General features: G+C 56.7%; 17 protein-coding genes. 11 read left to right on the forward strand and 6 right to left on the reverse strand.

Annotated features, from left to right (window positions below; translation table 11 throughout):
- Positions 1–102: 102 nt before the first annotated feature.
- Positions 103–1,008, reverse strand: coding sequence for a LysR family transcriptional regulator (locus ACR0NZ_RS01405; RefSeq protein WP_480516441.1), 906 nt, complete (start codon positions 1,006–1,008; stop codon positions 103–105).
- Positions 1,009–1,130: 122 nt separating this feature from the next.
- Here ACR0NZ_RS01405 and cuyA point away from each other — a divergent pair, with 122 nt between their 5' ends.
- Together cuyA and cuyB are read left to right on the forward strand one after the other, a co-directional pair.
- Positions 1,131–2,144 (forward strand): D-cysteate sulfo-lyase, encoded by a 1,014-nt coding sequence (gene cuyA, locus ACR0NZ_RS01410; RefSeq protein ID WP_480516443.1) that lies wholly within the window; start codon positions 1,131–1,133, stop codon positions 2,142–2,144.
- Positions 2,145–2,147: 3 nt separating this feature from the next.
- Entirely contained in the window at positions 2,148–2,855 is a 708-nt protein-coding gene (gene cuyB / locus ACR0NZ_RS01415) for a cysteate racemase (RefSeq protein ID WP_480493545.1), read from the forward strand.
- Positions 2,856–2,938: 83 nt separating this feature from the next.
- On the opposite strand, the gene ACR0NZ_RS01420 is transcribed toward cuyB, so the two are convergent.
- Genes ACR0NZ_RS01420 through ACR0NZ_RS01440 form a run of 5 tightly spaced genes read right to left on the reverse strand, consistent with a single transcriptional unit; the run spans position 2,939 to position 7,738 of the window.
- Positions 2,939–4,417 (reverse strand): aldehyde dehydrogenase, encoded by a 1,479-nt coding sequence (locus ACR0NZ_RS01420; RefSeq protein WP_480516445.1) that lies wholly within the window; start codon positions 4,415–4,417, stop codon positions 2,939–2,941.
- 9 nt (positions 4,418–4,426) lie between these two features.
- Complete coding sequence (locus ACR0NZ_RS01425) at positions 4,427–5,461, reverse strand: LLM class flavin-dependent oxidoreductase (protein ID WP_480516447.1); 1,035 nt, start codon at positions 5,459–5,461, stop codon at positions 4,427–4,429.
- 3 nt (positions 5,462–5,464) lie between these two features.
- Positions 5,465–6,382, reverse strand: a complete 918-nt coding sequence (locus ACR0NZ_RS01430) for a flavin reductase family protein (RefSeq protein WP_480516449.1) — start codon at positions 6,380–6,382, stop codon at positions 5,465–5,467.
- Positions 6,379–7,167, reverse strand: a complete 789-nt coding sequence (locus ACR0NZ_RS01435) for an alpha/beta fold hydrolase (protein ID WP_480516451.1) — start codon at positions 7,165–7,167, stop codon at positions 6,379–6,381. Before ACR0NZ_RS01435 ends, ACR0NZ_RS01430 begins: the two co-directional genes overlap by 4 nt.
- Positions 7,139–7,738: an amino acid synthesis family protein gene (locus ACR0NZ_RS01440; RefSeq protein WP_480516453.1), complete on the reverse strand. Its 600-nt coding sequence runs from the start codon at positions 7,736–7,738 to the stop codon at positions 7,139–7,141. Before ACR0NZ_RS01440 ends, ACR0NZ_RS01435 begins: the two co-directional genes overlap by 29 nt.
- A 107-nt stretch (positions 7,739–7,845) precedes the next feature.
- Here ACR0NZ_RS01440 and ACR0NZ_RS01445 point away from each other — a divergent pair, with 107 nt between their 5' ends.
- The 9 genes from ACR0NZ_RS01445 to ACR0NZ_RS01485 all read left to right on the forward strand — a co-directional run bounded on the left by ACR0NZ_RS01445 (position 7,846) and on the right by ACR0NZ_RS01485 (position 18,058).
- Positions 7,846–8,718, forward strand: a complete 873-nt coding sequence (locus ACR0NZ_RS01445; protein ID WP_480516455.1) for a LysR family transcriptional regulator — start codon at positions 7,846–7,848, stop codon at positions 8,716–8,718.
- 70 nt (positions 8,719–8,788) lie between these two features.
- A complete protein-coding gene (locus tag ACR0NZ_RS01450; RefSeq protein ID WP_480516457.1) occupies positions 8,789–9,832 on the forward strand; it encodes a pyridoxal-phosphate dependent enzyme in 1,044 nt (347 codons plus the stop codon).
- Positions 9,829–10,974 (forward strand): M24 family metallopeptidase, encoded by a 1,146-nt coding sequence (locus tag ACR0NZ_RS01455; RefSeq protein WP_480476304.1) that lies wholly within the window; start codon positions 9,829–9,831, stop codon positions 10,972–10,974. The genes ACR0NZ_RS01450 and ACR0NZ_RS01455 overlap by 4 nt, the downstream gene beginning before the upstream one ends.
- A complete protein-coding gene (locus tag ACR0NZ_RS01460; protein ID WP_480476306.1) occupies positions 10,971–11,681 on the forward strand; it encodes a maleate cis-trans isomerase family protein in 711 nt (236 codons plus the stop codon). Before ACR0NZ_RS01455 ends, ACR0NZ_RS01460 begins: the two co-directional genes overlap by 4 nt.
- A 136-nt stretch (positions 11,682–11,817) precedes the next feature.
- The gene (locus ACR0NZ_RS01465) at positions 11,818–12,918 is read left to right on the forward strand and encodes an ABC transporter ATP-binding protein (protein ID WP_480476308.1); all 1,101 of its coding nucleotides are present in this window, start codon (positions 11,818–11,820) and stop codon (positions 12,916–12,918) included.
- Between the two features lie 103 nt (positions 12,919–13,021).
- Positions 13,022–14,113 (forward strand): extracellular solute-binding protein, encoded by a 1,092-nt coding sequence (locus tag ACR0NZ_RS01470; protein ID WP_480476310.1) that lies wholly within the window; start codon positions 13,022–13,024, stop codon positions 14,111–14,113.
- Between the two features lie 70 nt (positions 14,114–14,183).
- The gene (locus ACR0NZ_RS01475) at positions 14,184–15,458 is read left to right on the forward strand and encodes an ABC transporter permease (protein ID WP_480516459.1); all 1,275 of its coding nucleotides are present in this window, start codon (positions 14,184–14,186) and stop codon (positions 15,456–15,458) included.
- A gap of 5 nt (positions 15,459–15,463) precedes the next feature.
- Positions 15,464–16,675 (forward strand): ABC transporter permease, encoded by a 1,212-nt coding sequence (locus ACR0NZ_RS01480; RefSeq protein WP_480516461.1) that lies wholly within the window; start codon positions 15,464–15,466, stop codon positions 16,673–16,675.
- Positions 16,676–16,837: 162 nt separating this feature from the next.
- Positions 16,838–18,058 (forward strand): aminopeptidase P family protein, encoded by a 1,221-nt coding sequence (locus ACR0NZ_RS01485; protein ID WP_480516463.1) that lies wholly within the window; start codon positions 16,838–16,840, stop codon positions 18,056–18,058.
- Positions 18,059–18,081: the final 23 nt, after the last annotated feature.

The following is an 18,081-nucleotide window of genomic DNA, read 5'->3' on the forward strand; positions in this document are numbered from 1 at the left end:
GTGCCGATGCGGGCTAAACACTCGGGTTCACCTTAAGAAAAAGGTACGCTGCCGTGGGCCGCGCTCATCCGCGTTCAGGAAGGGATTTGCTACGACGTCAGATCAATAATGCAACGTGGCGAATTCGAGCGGAAGCGCATCAAAGCTTTGCCAGATTTGCTCACAATACTCGGACTGAGCAACCGCAAAACGAACCATCCTGATTGTCAGTTCCTGTGAAGGAAGCGTACTGTCAACGCGTTGAAGCTGACCTGTTGCCAGGGACGCAGCAACCAGGGAATGAGGTAACCAGGCAACGCCAATTCCATTGATGGCATATTGTTGCATCGCAAGTGTCAGGGCTGTTTCAGCTCTGGTCACAAGTGTGGTTTCCTCTGGTAATCGCGGCGCGATTTTCCGAGCGAAAACTTGACCCAGAAACACATCGGGCGGATAGCCTATGACCGGAAGTGCCGCAATGGTGATTTTGTTGCGAACAGAGGGCGCGCAAACGGGAATCAAAGTGTCCGTGCCAAGTGTCTTGGCTTCGAATGCGTCACCAATACTGCTTATTTCGTCGCCCGGAACCGAATACATGATCGCGAAATCGACCTGTTTTGAGATCAGGTTCAAAAGACATTCGTCCTGGTTCCCCGATCGCACGTGAATTGAGATATCGTCATTCTCGGTCAGCGTTTGCACGATCCTTGGCGAAATCGTGGTCGTCAAAGCATGTTGGCACACAAACGACAGTGACTTCCCGGTTTGGTCATTCGCTGTCTTCAGCACATGTCGCAGTTTGTGCAGCCGCGTACTAAGCTCTCTCAGTTCGGGCTCCAATGACTGAATGCCAGGCATAAGTGATACGGGCTTGCGGCGGCGGTCAAACAGGGTGGCTCCGACGCTGTTTTCGATAAGCCGTATACGCCGGGTGAAGGCCGATTGAGTGAGAAGCCGCTTTTCAGCGGCTCGTGTCAACGAACCGCCATCCAAAACAGCCAAAATGTCATCGATCCATTCCAAGCGCATGGGGTTTAAATAGACCAAGCATTTCTAATATGCAATTCATGCAAGTTATGAGTTGAATTTCGAATTAGATACGCGGTTCAAGCGATGATAAATTGCCAAAAGTCAATGTTAGGAGCCTCCACATGCATCTCGCCCGCTTTCCCCGTGTGCACCTTGCCCATCTGCCGACGCCGTTGGAGCCGATGAAGAGGCTGTCCAAAGAACTGGGGGTGGAAATCTGGATCAAACGCGATGACTGCACCGGTATGTCGACCGGTGGCAACAAGACCCGAAAGCTGGAATTCCTGATGGCCGAAGCCGAGGCGCAGGGCGCGGATATGGTCATGACGCAAGGGGCGACACAAACCAACCACGGCCGACAGACAGCCGCTTTTACAGCCAAGCTAGGATTTGATTGCCATATCCTGCTGGAAGATCGCACCGGTTATCAGGACGGAAACTACAACACCAACGGCAATGTCCTGTTGGATCACCTGCACGGTGCAACCACCGAAAAATTTCCTGGCGGGCATGACATGCCGGCCGAGATGGAAAAAGCAGCGGAAAAGAAAAGGGCAGAAGGACGCAACGTCTACGTCATCCCCGGTGGTGGATCAAACCCGACAGGTGCCCTTGGCTATGTGAATGCAGCTTTTGAGCTTTTGGGTCAAGCCAACGACCGCGGTTTGAGAATTGACCGGCTGGTGCACGCGACCGGCTCTTCGGGAACGCAGGCAGGGCTGGTGACCGGCATGTGCGCCATGAACGCGAAGGTGCCGGTTCTGGGGATCGGGACCAGGGCGCCCCAGCCTAATCAGGAACAAATGGTTTACGATCTAGCCTGTAAAACAGCCGAGAAGCTGGGATGCGCAGGCGTCGTGAACCGCGAAGACGTGATGGCCAATACAGATTACGTCGGACAGGGTTACGGCTTGCCTACCGAAAGTGGTATCGAGGCAATCCGGATGTTTGCCGAGCTGGAGGGGATACTTTTGGATCCCTGCTATTCGGCAAAAGGTGCGGCAGGTCTTATTGATCTTGCACGCAAAGGCGAGTTCCAGGACCAGCGAGTCGTATTCCTGCATACCGGCGGTGCAGCGGCGCTGGGAGGGTATGACTTTGTATTTGACCATCAGAACCGCTGGGTCAATATCTGACCAATGACGCGGGCGCCGATCGGTATTCTTGGTGGCATGGGTCCCGAGGCGACTATCCTCCTCCAGCGCAAGTTGGTGGAGGCAGTGCCGGCAAGCGATGATCGCGACCATATACCCTTGTTGATCGATATGAACCCGCAGGTGCCGTCTCGCATTGCTCACTTGATTGACGGAACGGGCGAGGATCCGGGGCCTGTGCTTGCCGCGATGGCACGTCGTCTTCAAGCTGCCGGGGCTGTGGCATTGGCCATGCCGTGCAACACAGCACATTACTATGCTGCTGCGATTACGGATGCCGCGACTATTCCCTTGTTGAACATGGTGGAACTGGCAGTGGATCGTGCCGACCGGACAATCGGACCGGGTGGGTGTATCGGGATGTTGGCGTCGCCCGCGCTGCGGCGCGTAGGTCTTTTCGACACGGCGTTTCAAGCGCGGGGAATGTCAGTTGTCTGGCCAGCAGATGAGGGCAAGATGCTCGCGGCCATCCGCAGGATCAAGGCCGGTGATCCTTACAATGAGGCACGCGAAACTCTGAATACCGTATCTGCGGAACTGATTGGTGCCGGGGCAGATATGCAACTTATCGCGTGTTCAGAGCTGTCGTTAATCGCCGACAGTGTCGCCGCGGACGTAATAGCCGTTGATACGATTGACCTGTTGGTTGATGCGATCATCGCGTTTTCCCAAGCAAATCGCACCCACTCTTGATCCTGCTGAAAGTGGGGCAAGTGATAAGGCTGGAAGGCAGCGCTGCTGTGCAGTTGTGATCGTTGATCGTCTTGCAGATCACCTCAGCGCATAACAAATGGGTTCGACATCGGTTTGTCCGATGTATTCAGCCAAACGGTCTTGGTTCGCGTGTAATCGTGAATGGCCTCCAATCCCGCTTCCCTGCCATAACCGGATTGATTGAAACCGCCAAAGGGCGCGATGGGTGAGATGGCGCGGTAGGTGTTGATCCAGCAGATGCCCGATTTCAGGCGTGATGAAACACGGTGAGCACGGGCGACATTTTCGGTGAAGATACCCGAGCCAAGCCCGAACGGCGTGTCATTGGCCAGGGCGATTGCCTCTTCTTCAGTGTCGAAGGGCAGCAAGGACATGACGGGGCCGAACATTTCCACCTTCAGGGTCTCCGTCTCGGCATTGGTGCATTCCACCAGCGTTGGGGCCATGAAATAACCTGACCGATCCAGTGGCGCGCCACCGAAACGAATACGTGCGCCCTGTTCCTTGGCCTTGGCCAGCGTCGCCTGAATTCTGACAATCTGAGCTTTTGTGCACAGCGGGCCAATGTGTGTTTCAGGTTTCAATGGATCGCCGATGACAATGCCCGTCATCTTTTCTTCGATTTTGGCGATAAGGGATTCCATAAGGGGGCGATGGATCAGCCCGCGTGATCCTGCGACGCAGCTTTGACCTGAAGCGCCGAAGTTGCCCGCGACCAGGCCGTTGGCGGCGCCATCCAGATTGGCATCATCGAATACTATGATCGGGGATTTTCCACCCAACTCCAATGTGGTTACGGCAAAGTTCTCAGCCGAGTTGCGCACCACATGGCGCGCCGTTTCCGGGCCGCCAGTGAACGCGATCCGGTCCACGTCAGGATGCCGGGTTAGAGGGATCGCACAGTTTTCTGCGTCCCCGGTAATGACGGAAACGACGCCGGGTGGGAATCCCGCTTTGTCGATCAAGCGGGCGAACTCCAGCATTGGGGCGGGCGCAATCTCTGATGCCTTCAGCACAACCGAGCACCCCGCGGCCAGAGCTGGCCCAAGCTTGGTAGCCGTCAGAAACATCTGCGCGTTCCAGGGGACAATTGCGACCACCACGCCAATGGGCTCGCGCCGCGTAAAGACATGCATGTCCGGTTTGTCGATCGGCAGGACCGCGCCTTCGATTTTGTCCGCCAGCCCCGCATAGTAGCGATAATAATCGCCGACATAAGCCGTTTGGGTCGCGGTTTCCGCCAGCAGCTTGCCGCTGTCCTTCGTCTCGACCTCGCCAAGGCGTCCTGCGTTCTGTTCGATCAGTTCCGCAAGCCGGAACAACAGTTTGCCACGCGCGGTTTGCGTCATGTCCCGCCACGCCGGATCGTCAAGTGACTGGCGCGCTGCAGAAACGGCGCGCTCTACGTCTTCGGGTGCGGCGCAGGCGAAACTGGCCCATTCCTCGCCCGTCGCGGGGTTCAAAGAGGTCATCACTTGCCCACGTGCCCCTTCGGTCCAAGTGCCGTCGATAAAAAGCTGGAAATGTGGCTTATGGTGCATTGCGGCCCCTTACTGAAACTTTGGCATTACATCGTCGATGAAACGGGCAAGCGATGCGCGTTTGCGTTCGAAGCTCATGCCGCTGTCGATCCAAAACGAGTATTCATCATATCCAAGGTCTTCATAGCGTTTCAGACGCTCTGTTACCCCGTCCGCCGTGCCGATTGTCAGATCGCGCACAAGGTTTTCGGGTGCCATCATTGCGTTGGCTGCCATTTCTTCTTCGGTCAGAGCCTGAATCAATCCCTGTCGGACTGGTCGCTTGTTTTGGAACCACGCGCCGAAATAGTTGTAGAACCGGGACAAATCCCGCGCAGCCTGATCCAGTTCAGCGTCATCGCGCCCGACATAGGTGTGGTGAAGCAGCATGATCTTGGGGCGCGCTCCGCCGTGATTGGCGCAGGCGGTCTCAAAACGGGTCATCAGTGTCTCGATTTCTTCGATGCCTTGCCAGAGCGGGGTGACCTGAATGTTGAACCCGTTCTGAACGCCGAACTCGTGGCTGTTCGGATCCCGCGCGGCAATCCAGATGGGTGGCCCGCCGAGCTGCACCGGCTTTGGCGCCGAACTGGTGGCGGGAAACTGAAAGAACGCTCCGTCATGCGCGCAGTCGCCTTCCCACAATTTGGGCAGCAGAGGAGCGATCTCTCGCATTCGCTGACCGGCGGTCCATGCGTCCAGACCGGGCATAAGCCGCTCATATTCATAAGAGTAGGCACCGCGCGCTATGCCCAGTTCGATCCGGCCACCGGTCATGATATCCGCCGCGGCTGCCTCTCCCGCCAGTTTGATCGGATGCCAGAACGGTGCGATCACAGTGCCGGTGCCAAGGCGCACGTTTTTGGTATGATGCGCGATGTCCACCAGCGACATCAGCGGGTTGGGTGCGATGGTGAAATCCATCCCGTGGTGTTCACCGGTCCAGACCGCACGCATCCCTGCCTGATCAGCCATCTTGCACAGCTCGATGAACTCTTCATACAACTTCTCATGCGACTCTTCGGGGCCCAGCCGTTCCATATGGGCAAAAAGGGAAAACTCCATTCCTCAGGTCCTTTCCGACAGGCTGTGCACATCGCCCCGCTGGGCGTCACCCAGATAAAGCGAGAAATTGCGGGTTCGGCTTTCCAGCGCAAAACGAGCCATCATGGTGGCGATGGGTGCTGACGCGTAAGGCAGGGTCGCCAGGTCTTTGGTTGCGACTGCGTGAAACGGGCCATGCCGGGGCAGGGCGGGCGCAGACGCAAGAATGTAAACATGGTGCGTGGTGGCATCGTCATAGACGGAATACGCGACGCCAAGGTGTGCATTGATACCCCTTGCCGTCAGGTTCTGCATAAGGCTGCTTCGCAGATCTTGCCGATCTGACAGCGTAACTTGCGGCGGGCGGAAACCGGCATCTGTTTTCTCCAGAAAGACGTGCTCGTCCTGCTCGATGATCGCGCCACAGACCACATTTCGCCCGGATGGTTCCAGCGCGCCACGCTCCAGCCCGAGGCTGAAATACTGCCCGTTCGCATAGCCAAGTCCGGTGGCATCGTTCTGAGAATACGTTTCGACTTGACCGATTAAAACGCAATGGTCGCCGGCTTCGACAACCTGATGAGTGCGGCAGGAAAACGTTGCGACTGCCCCCCTGATCAAAGGGACGTCATTCTTATCAAAGTAGTGATCGACTTTGGCAAATCGATCACCTTTGAACCCGGCAAACGTATTGGATACGTTTTCCTGCCCCTCGGCCAGAATGTTCACCGCGAAACGGGCGCAGGTTGCAAAAACGTCGAAAGAAGACAGGTTTTTTCCCGGACAGACCAAAAGCAGCGGCGGGTCGAGAGAAACCGAAGTGAAGGAATTGGCCGTAAAGCCAAGTGTATTGCCTACGTCATCACACGTCGTCACAACCGTCACACCGGTCATGAACCGACCGAATGCACGACGAAGGTCACGAGGATCAAGCGCGGTCATGGGCGCAGCTCACTCAGAAAGCTGGAAATCGCAGCGTTGACCTGATCTGCATGCGTCATCGGCATCATATGTGCAGCGCCTTCAATGATTTGCGCGCGCCCATTCATCGCGGCGTCCGCCATGGCGCGTGACATCTCCGGGGTTGAATTGGGCTCAAGACTGCCGGTTAGAAAAAGCGCCGGGCAGCTTAGTTTCTCCAACGCATCGCGTCGGGGGCACTGGCTGTGGGCGAAGACGGAATAGGCCGTTTTATACGCAGCCGGGTCCATGGCCGTCAGCCATCTACGGCAGGCATCGCGCTCAGCCGAGGCGACATCTCCGAACCATCGATGCAATGTGCTGGTGGGATCAGCGATCGTCTTGCCATCCAGCTGCGCCGCACGGTCGCGCACGGCCTGTGCCGCATTCGCGGCTCTCTCAAAAACCGCGTTCAATGCGACGACCCCACAAACCCGGTGTGACGCTTTGGTGGCAAGATCAAGCGCGATCATGGCCCCCATCGAGTGGCCAACCAAAACGACCGCTCCACTCATGCAGTCCAGAACACCCCGAGCCGCTTCGGTGTACGCCGAAAGCCCGATGCTGAGGTCAGTTAATGGGCTGTTTCCGTGACCGGGCATGTCCGGAGCGGTCATGCAACCCTCGGACTCAAGCCCGTCCAATTGTGCGCCCCAAGCTTCAGCCCGCAAGCCAACACCATGCAACAGAAGGATATTCTGACCCGAACCAGTCTGGATAGCCGCCAGCCCGCCGATCTCAGACCGCGGCCGGGTTGTCCAGGTCATGGCCCAAATCCTTGAGATCCTGATAACGGTCACCGATACGGTGGTGCGGTCTGCCCGAGGTTGCTGCGCCTAATACGACCACAACTTCGTCATCGCGCGGTGCGTCAGAAATTGAGAACTGAATTGTCAGGTAGTGCGACCTCCGCCCGGCATTGTTTTTATCCATCAACGGCACCATGATCGGCGCATTTGCCGGACCACGTGTGTTGGTGAACGCCAGATAGGATTTCGCACCGACGGCCTCACGGTAGTGATTGCCAAAGCGCAACGTGTGAATAAGGCCCGAAGCGTGCTCGACCTCACCATTCAGCCCGACCACGGCGGCTTTGCCATAGGCTTCGATTGCCTCACCACTCCCGGCCAGTTTGATCATACGTTTCGTCATCATCTCACCCAGAACAGGGCCATAGGCCTGTATCTCGGGTTTAAGGTCTTCCACAAACCGTCCTGCCCAGGGGTTGTGAACCACTGCGGCCACGGCAAACATGCGCCATGGGGTTTTGGCGGCTCGGAAGCCCTCGACAAGGACCTCCTCATCGTAGGTGACGATCTTACGTATTTCCGGTTGCATCAAAGCTCTCCTGTCGCGCTCGCAAACGTTAAAAACGGACAGGGTTTTTGACAAATGATTGAATTATGTGCTTTGCCATTAAAAAGATTAATGGACAGCTTGACCAAATGGGTAAATCTCTTCCACCACTGACCTGGTTCCGATCCTTCGAGGCGGCTGCACGAACGCTTAGCTTTACGGCGGCTGCCGAAGAGATTGGCTTGACGCAATCGGCGGTCAGTCAGCAGGTGAAATCGCTCGAGATGCGTTTGGGGACAGCTCTTTTTGTGAGGCACCCCAGAAGCTTGGCGCTGACGGATGCGGGGCGTAAACTATTGCCCGAGGTTGGCAGCGCGCTTGAAGCGCTTGCCGCGGCTGCCGGGCGCGTGGACGCCAGCGCGTCCGGAGACATCTTGACTGTCGCCACGTCTGTTAGCATCGCCCAGTGGGTTATTGCCCCATATCTGTCAGATTTTACCAGACGCCATCCTGAAGTTCGCGTCCGGCTTCTCAGTGCGATCTGGCCCGACGATTTCCACGCATCCCACGCTGATGTTCAGGTTCGGTTCGGATCAAAGAAACAGGTGGGACAGGGCGCTGTCCGCCTGATGCCTGACCGGCTGGTTGCCGTGAAATCCCCGACGGTCGCGGGCGGTGTGTTTGACCTGCCTCTGATTGAGGCTGTCGGGACATCAAGTGGGTGGGGTACATGGTTTGAAAAACAGGACTTGCGCCGCCAACCTGGTGTTTTTGTCGATACATTTGGGATGGCACTGCAACTGGCCGTTCACAGCAGCGGTGTCGCGTTGGTCAGCGAATTACTGACGACTCATGCGATTGCCGCCGGTCTGGTCATACGCGCGCATGAATGTTCGGTTGACAGCAACGAAGGCTATTACCTCTCGTCAAACGCCGCCAATCCGGCTGCCCGGTTGTTTCACGACTGGGTGTTGGCCTTGGTAACAGAACAGACCCCGAAGGTCGTCGACGTCTCTGGCTGACGGCAGAGGTTGATTGACAGTGTTCCATCGATAGGGTCACGTCACCAGATGAACAATTGGGGGAGGGCGTATGCAAATCATCAACAATCCACATCGGGGGGGCCAAAAGCTTGCACCGTCTGCGCCGTATCCTTCTACAAACGCTGCCCGTGTTGCAGACTTGCTTTCTCAGTGCCCTGTCGCGAAAGAAACGCCATTGGTTGATGCCGGGAAACTGGCCCCTGTAGCCAGGCTTTGGGTAAAGGATGAGCGGGCGCGGATGAACCTTGGTTCGTTCAAAGCTTTAGGGGCAGCCTATGTAATTGCGCGTCATGCGGCCGAGAAGACAGGTGAGCCGGGTGAACAAACTCTGGCAGGCGCGACCTATGTGACTGCCAGCGCCGGGAACCACGGCATGAGTGTTGCGGCTGGTGCCAGAATCTTCGGTGCGAAGGCTGTTGTTTACATTGCTGAAACTGTGCCCGAAACCTTCGCGGAACGTCTGAAAGGCCAAAAAGCCGAAGTTGTTCGAAGTGGCGCTGACTATGCCGCCAGCATGGAGGCCGCGAAAACGGCTGCCGAAGACAACGGATGGATATTGCTGTCGGACAGTTCGTGGGATGGATATTATGACCTGCCATGGACGCTCATGGAAGGATATCTGCAAATGGCGGCAGAGGCTGTCAGGCAGTGCCCTGAGATTCCGACGCATATTCTGTTGCAAGCAGGCGTGGGCGGGCTGGCCGGTGCTGTCGCAGCTTACGCACGACACATCTGGGGCGACACACCGAATATCGTTGTGGTTGAACCCGAAGCGGCGCCCGCGTTGCAGGCCAGCATAGTTGCCGGAAAATGTGTTTTCGCGGATGGCCCGGACAGCATCATGGGGCGTCTGGACTGCAAGGAACCGTCGTTGATCGCGTTAAACGGATTGGCCCGCGACACAGACCTGTTCCTGACCCTTTCAGATGACGATGTGGGGGCAAAGCTTGACGCGATGGCAAAGGTCGGGCTGACCACCACGGCGTCAGGCGGGGCAGGCCTTGCGGCGGTGATGAACGATACAGCACGGAAAGCCTTGGGGATCGACGAAAACTCACGCGTGTTGTGCTTTCTGTCGGAGATCGCGGAATGAGGGGGTTCGATCAGACAGAGTTCGAGGCGCGCACCAAACGCGCGCAGGAGCTGATGCGAGCCGCGGATTTGTCGGCGCTGCTGCTGACCACAGAAACTGATGTGCGTTACTTTACCGGCTATCTGACCCGATTTTGGGAAAGCCCAACCCGGCCATGGTTTCTGGTCGTACCGGCCACGGGCAAACCGGTGGCCGTGATCCCTTCGATCGGGGCCGCGCTCATGGGGCAGACCTGGATCGATGACATCCGAACCTGGAGCGCGCCCGATTTGCAGGACGACGGTATCTCGCTTCTGGCCGATGTCCTGGCCGAACTGACGCCCGTTTCAGGCAATGTCGGAATGCCGGACGGCCATGAGACTCATGTGCGTATGCCCATGGCGGACATTGAACGCTTGCGCGGCGCTCTCGGCACGCGACGCATCACCGGAGATCAGGGTATCCTGCGCCGGCTGCGCATGATCAAATCCCAGGCTGAAATTGCCAAGATCCAAACAGCCTGTGGTATTGCGGGACGCGCCTTCACCCGCGTGCCCGAGATTGCCCGCGCAGGGGTGCCTCTGGACACGGTTTTTCGCCGCTTCCAGATGCTCTGCCTTGAGGAAGGGGCCGATTGGGTGCCGTATCTAGCAGGCGGGGCAGAGCAGGGCGGCTACAGTGATGTAATATCACCTGCAACTTCGGCGCCGTTGGAACCTGGCGACGTACTTATGCTGGATACAGGTCTGGTTTGGGATGGCTATTTCTGTGATTTTGATCGCAATTGGTCTGTAGGCCCAGCCCGGCCTGAGGTGAGATCAGCGCACGCCCGACTGGTGGAAGCCTCAGATGCCGCGTTCGAAATCGCCCGACCCGGTGCAACAGCCTCAGATTTGTTCCATGCTATGAACAAGGTGCTTACCAAAGATGCTGAAGGCACAGATGCAGGGCGGCTGGGTCATGGGTTGGGGATGTCACTGACAGAATGGCCATCCATTATTCCGGCAGACCAGACCGTGCTGGAACCCGGCATGGTTTTGACACTGGAGCCGGGCATCGCCGTTGGTACAAAAATACTTGTCCATGAAGAAAACATTGTCATCACCGAAGGCGCTCCGTGTTTTCTAAGCCCGCGTATCGGGCCAGAGGTGATCGAGATATGACCCGAATACATTACGCCCTTGATGAGGACGATCCCAAGGCCACCCCGCTTGGTCTGATCGTGTTGCAGACCGATGAAACGTTGGAGCCTGAGTTCAGCTCGTATTTTTCGGACCGCAAGTATCCAATCTACGTGACGCGTATTCCCAGCGGGATTGAGGTGACGACGGAAAGCCTTGCGGAAATGGAGAAGGCGCTGCCAGCCGCCGCCGGATTGCTGCCCAGCGCGCGACCTTATCGCGTTGTCGGGTACGGGTGCACGTCTGCAAGCTCGGTTATCGGGTCCGACCGTGTAGCGGAACTTGTCAAACAGACATGCCAGACCGCCGAAGTTACAAACCCTTTGCGTGCGGCTACGGCCTGTGCGCGACACCTGGGAGTTTCGAAATTCGCGCTGCTGTCGCCCTATATTGAAGAGGTAAACCTTCCCCTGCGCCGGGCCTTTGCACAAGGCGGAGTGGAGATGGATGTTTTTGGGACATTCGGGGAATCAGAAGAGGCCAAAGTTGTTCGGATTTCGGTGCAATCCGTCATCGACGCTGCCACGAAACTGGGCTCGGACCCGTCGGTTGATGCGGTTTTTCTGAGTTGTACAAACCTTCGCACGCAACAGGCTATTCCCGAGATACGCGCTCGTATCGGCAAGCCGGTTCTGTCCAGTAATCAAAGTCTTGCGTGGCATATGCGGGTTCTGAACGAAGCCGGGTGAGCTGTTAAATCCCGATATTGTGTAACAAAACCGGGATTCACTGTTGCAATGTGAACATCGCTTGGTCTTAACTAACGGCTACAGATCAATGAAATCCGCAGAAGACGGATAATCATTTGACGTAACAGGGGGTCTTGTGGCCGATACAATGAACGACGCCGCGTTTGTCGAATTCCAACGCGTACAGAAGTCTTATGACGGCGAGAACCTCGTCGTAAAAGACCTAAACCTTGCAATGCCCAAAGGTGAGTTTCTGACAATGCTTGGGCCGTCAGGCTCGGGCAAGACGACTTGCCTAATGATGCTCGCCGGATTTGAAACCGCCACGCACGGTGAAATCCTCCTGGGCGGCAAGCCCATCAACAATATCCCGCCGCACAAGCGCGGTATTGGCATGGTTTTCCAGAACTACGCTTTGTTCCCGCATATGACGGTGGCCGAGAACCTGTCGTTTCCACTTGAAGTCCGTAAGCTGGGCAAGTCGGAGCGGGATGAAAAGGTCAAGCGCGCGCTGGATATGGTTCAGATGGGCGCCTTTGGTGGCCGACGTCCTGCTCAGCTGTCGGGCGGGCAACAACAGCGGATTGCTCTGGCCCGTGCCCTGGTATTCGAGCCCGAACTGGTCTTGATGGACGAGCCTTTGGGGGCATTGGACAAGCAGCTTCGTGAACATATGCAGTTCGAAATCACACGTCTGGCCCATGAGCTTGGGATCACAACTGTCTACGTGACCCACGACCAGACCGAAGCGCTGACCATGTCAGATAGGGTGGCCGTCTTCGACGATGGCCGCATTCAACAGCTTGCGCCACCTGATCAGCTTTACGAAGAGCCGGAAAACAGTTTCGTCGCGCAATTCATCGGTGAAAACAACACGTTGGAAGGTGTTATTAAATCGATTGATGGCGACACTTGCGTCGTACGCCTGGATGATGGCTCGGAAATCGACGCGGTTCCGATCAACGTCCACAACGCAGGCGACCGGACCAAAGTTTCGATCCGCCCTGAACGTGTGGAATTCAACAAAGACCGCCTGCACGCCGACGCCCATACTTTGAAAGCAAGGGTCGAAGAATTCATTTACATGGGCGACGTATTTCGGTTCCGCATGTCCGTTGCCGGAAACAACGAATTCATCGCCAAAACTCGAAATGCGCCTGATGCCGTACGCCTGACCCCGGGTCAGGAGATCGAGATCGGCTGGCTGGCACAGGATTGTCGTGCGCTCGACGCATAGGCCAAACCGCGCGGGACAAGCGCGGTTAAGCTGAGGGACCGGCCGGTGAAAACCCGTGCATCGGCTGACCACCACATAAAACGGGATGAACTGGGAGTAACACATGAAACCAACCAAGATCATGCTCACTGCGGCTGCAATTGCGACGGCTGCGGGCACTGTTTCAGCCGAGGAGATGACCATCGTTTCCTGGGGCGGTGCCTATTCAAAGTCGCAGTTGAAGGCGTATCACGAGCCCTATTCGGAAAAGACTGGCATCACGATTCTGAACGATGACAGCTCGAACGAGGCCGTCGCCAAACTGCGCGCGATGAATGAAGCGGGCAACATCACATGGGATGTAGTGGATGTTGTGGCCGCTGACGCAATCCGGCTTTGCGACGAAGGTCTGGCGCTTGAAATCGATTTTGACAGCCAATTGGCTCCGGCTCCGGATGGCACGCCGGCTTCTGAAGATTTCGGGGAACTGTTAGTCAGCGACTGCTTTATTCCGCAGATCGTCTATTCGACCACATTCGGCTACCGCACCGATCTGGTAGGTGACACCCCACCAACCGACATCTGTGCAGTGTTCGACCTGGAGGCATATCCGGGCAAGCGTTCGCTGGAAAAACGCCCCATCAACAATATGGAATGGGCGCTGCTGTGTGACGGCGTCGCGAAGGATGATGTCTATGACGTTCTGGCGACTTCGGAAGGTCAGGATCAGGCTTTGGCCAAGCTGGACACCATCAAAGACAGCGTTGTCTGGTGGTCCGCCGGTGCGGACACGCCTCAGTTGCTGGCTGACGGCGAAGTTGTCATGGGTTCGACCTATAACGGTCGTCTGTTCAGTGTGATCGAAGAGCAGAAACAGCCGGTTGCAATGCTGTGGGACGCGCAGGTGTTCGATCTGGACGGTTGGATCATTCCTGCCGGACTGAGCGATGAGCGCAAGCAGCGCGCTTTGGACTATATCATGTTCGCAACCGACACTCAGCGTCTGGCGGATCAGGCCAAGTACATCTCGTACGGTCCGGCCCGCGCTTCGTCAGCTCCACTTGTGGGTCAGCACGCCGATCTGGGTATCGATATGGCACCGCATATGCCGACCGATCCGGAAAACGCCAAGAACACGTTCCTGTATAACTACGAATTCTGGGCGGATTACCGCGACGATATCGACGCCAAGTTCCAGGCATGGCTGGCGCAGTAAGCGATTGATTTCATGACACAGTCGGGGGCGGTGCGCCGCCCCTGAACCAAGACATACCCGAGGGGCTCGAATGACTGACGCAAGCCAAAACGCCGGACCCATGCTGGCAGCGGACGGAACGCCGCTCAAACTATCGCTGGCACGCTCGCTGCGGCGGCAAAAGCTGCGCGCCCTTCTTCTGATCGCCCCTTTGCTTTTGTTCGTGCTGTTTTCCTTTATTGTGCCGATCGCGGCGATGCTTTTCCGATCGGTCGAGAACAGCATCGTTTCGGAAACACTGCCTCTAACTGTCGAGGCGCTTCAAAATTGGGACGAGCAGTCTGGCGAATTGCCGGGCGAAGATGTGTATAACGCATTTGTCCGCGATATGATTGTTGCGATTGACAACAAAGAGCACACACGGCTTGGTTCGCGTTTGAACTACGAAGAAACCGGTATGTCTTCGATGTTCCGCAAGTCAGGCCGTCAGATCAAGAAACTGGATCCTGAAACGGATGGTCCGTTCAAAGAGCAACTAATTGAAATTCACGACGGATGGGGCGATCCACAAACGTGGCGCGTGATCAAAATCCATTCGCCGAAGATCACCAACGGGTATTTTCTGAATGCAGTGGATATGCGCAGAACCCCTGACGGCGCGCAATCTCAGCCTGAAGACAAGCAGATCCTGATCAAGTTGTTTGGCCGGACCCTGTTCATGTCACTGGTTATTACCGGCGCCTGTATTCTTCTGGCGTATCCGGTCAGCTACCTGCTGGCCACCCTGCCGATGCGGGTGTCGAACCTGTTGATGATCCTTGTGCTCTTGCCGTTCTGGACGTCGCTGCTGGTCCGAACATCAGCCTGGAAAGTCATGCTGCAACAGCAAGGCGTAATCAACGAAACGCTGGTCTGGCTGGGGTTAGTAGCCGACGATGCACGGCTGGTGATCATCAACAACCAGATCGGTACGATCACAGCGATGACGCATATCCTGCTGCCATTCATGATCCTGCCCATGTATTCAGTGATGCAGACCATTCCGGAAACTTATACACGCGCTGCGAAATCCATGGGGGCGACGAACTGGACGACCTTCTGGCGCATTTATTTCCCGCAATCCATTCCGGGCATCGGCGCTGGTTCCATCCTCGTGTTCATTCTGGCGATTGGCTACTACATCACGCCTGAAATTGTGGGTGGTACCAAAGGTGTCTTTATATCAAACCGGATCGCCTATCACATCTCGTCTTCACTGAACTGGGGACTGGCGGCGGCGCTGGGAACGATACTGCTGGCGGTCGTTCTGCTGCTCTACTGGGTCTACGACAAGATCGTGGGCATTGATAACGTGAAGTTGGGATAATCAAGATGGCCGCACTTACTCCGATATCCCGCAAACCTCTGTCCATGGTTCTGCCCAGCGTCGCACTGGCCGGGGCATTCGCTGGTATCTTTGTCGGCGCCGGAAACGGCTCGGTTCTGCTGGGGGTCCTGGGCGGCGCCATCGTGATCGCCGGACTGGCATGGGTTTACATCAACATTCTGAAGAACGAGAAGTTGGCCCGCTGGATCAATATTCTCGGCTTTGGCATCGCAGGCTTCCTGTTGTCAGGTCTTATGGGAGGCGTTCTTGGCCTGCTGGGCGGCTGGTTCTTTATTTGGTTTACCTACTGGCTGTACGAAGGGCGATACCGGCGCAAGCTGCTGCCATACCTGACCGCGCAGCAAGTTTTTTACCACTACCTGTTTCGGGTGATCTGCGGTGCGATCTTCGTCTTCCTGATTACACCGATCCTCGTGGTCTTGCCGCTGTCGTTCAACGCACAGGACTTTTTTACCTTTACGCCAGAGATGTTGCGACTGGACCCTGAAGGGTATTCGCTGAAGCACTACCGTGATTTCTTCACCAACAATGAATGGCAACGCAGCTTCAAGAACTCGCTGATCATTGCCCCGATTGCCACAATCATCTCGGTTTCGCTTGGTACTCTGGCGGCCATTGGTCTCAGCCAGAGCCACGTCCCCGGTCGCCGTGCTATCATGGGAATCCTCATTTCGCCGATGATCGTTCCGCTGATCATCTCGGCCACCGGCATGTTCTTCTTCTACAGCGATATCGGTCGTTTCCTTGAAGGGACGTTGGGCATGAACAAGAACTTTGTGGGCTATCTGAAAGTCATCCTGGCGCACGCCGTTCTGGGTATCCCATTCGTGATCATCACTGTGACCGCCACGCTTGTGAGCTTTGATCGCTCACTAACGCGTGCTGCTGCGAACATGGGGGCAGGGCCGGTACGTACCTTCTTCAAGATCCAGATGCCACTGATTCTGCCGGGTGTGATCTCGGGTGGTCTGTTCGCCTTCATCACCTCGTTCGACGAAGTTGTGGTGGTTCTGTTTGTGGGCTCAGCCAGTCAGAAGACTTTGCCGTGGCAGATGTTCACCGGCCTGCGGGAACAGATCAGCCCGACCATTCTGGCGGTTGCGACAATCCTTGTGGTTCTGTCGATTGCGCTGCTGACCACGGTTGAATTGCTGCGGCGTCGTTCGGAACGCCTGCGGGGGCTTTCCCCCGCTTGACGGATCGTATCGTCTGATCTAACGATTTCCCTGTTCACCCTCGCTGCGATGGCGTCGCGGCACGTAAGGGGGTGATCGGCTCTCGGACCCCGAGACCGCCTGTCCTGAACGCCGGGACATGTGGCCGGGATTTGTCGCCCGGCAAAGTTGAGAGACCAAGTGATGACCGACACAACAAAACGCCCCGAATTCTTTACCTGCCACAATGGTGACAAAGCGCCTTTGCCGTTCAGCAAGGGTGAATATGATCGCCGTCTCAGCAAGCTTCGCAGCATCATGGCCGCACGTGATATCCCTGCGGTTCTGCTGACATCGATGCAGAATATCGCCTACTACTCGGGCTTTCTGTATTGTTCCTTTGGCCGTCTGTATGGCTGCGTGGTCACTCAAGAGGCCTGCACCACCGTTTCGGCCAACATCGACGCCGGGCAACCGTGGCGTCGGTCGGTCGAAGACAACGTGATTTATACTGACTGGAAGCGCGACAATTATTGGCGTGCGGTTGCAAGCCTGATCGGCAACGCCAAGCGCATCGGCATTGAAGGCGACCACATGACGCTGGCCGCCCGCGACACTGCCCTGCGGATGCTGGGTACCCCCGAGCTGGTTGATATCGCGCCGGATACAATGACCGCGCGCATGGTCAAGTCCGCCGAAGAGATTGAATTGATCAAGGGTGGCGCACGCACCGCGGATGTTGGCGGGTCGGCGATCCATGCGGCCATTCGTGAAGGCGCGACAGAGATCGAGATTGCCATGGCGGGCCGAGACGCAATGGAAGAGGAAATCGCGCGCGCCTATCCAGATGCCGAATATCGCGACACCTGGGTTTGGTTCCAGTCCGGGCTGAACACCGATGGCGCGCATAACCCGGTGACAAAACGCGCCCTGCAAAAAGGCGATATCCTGTCGCTGAACACTTTCCCGATGATCTCAGGCTATTACACTGCGCTGGAACGTACCCTGTTTCTGGGCGAGCCGGACGCCGACAGCCTGCGCCTGTGGAAGGCCAATGTGGCGGCCCATGAACTGGGTCTGAGCCTGATCAAACCCGGTGCGACCTGTTCAGGCATCACTGCCGAGATCAACCGTTTCTTTGCCGATGAGGGGCTGCTGCAATACCGCTCGTTCGGGTATGGCCATTCTTTCGGCATCCTCAGCCATTATTACGGGCGCGAGGCCGGTCTGGAATTGCGAGAGGATATCGACACCGTGTTGGAACCTGGCATGGTCGTTTCAATCGAGCCCATGCTGTGGATCCCCGAAGGGCAACCCGGTGCAGGGGGCTACCGCGAGCATGATATTCTGGTGGTTGGCGAAGACGGTGCCGAGAACATCACCGGCTTCCCATATGGGCCTGGCCACAACATTATCGATGCCTGATACAAAGAAGGGGGAGCAAACGC

The organism is Ruegeria sp. AE3, assembly GCF_056542225.1.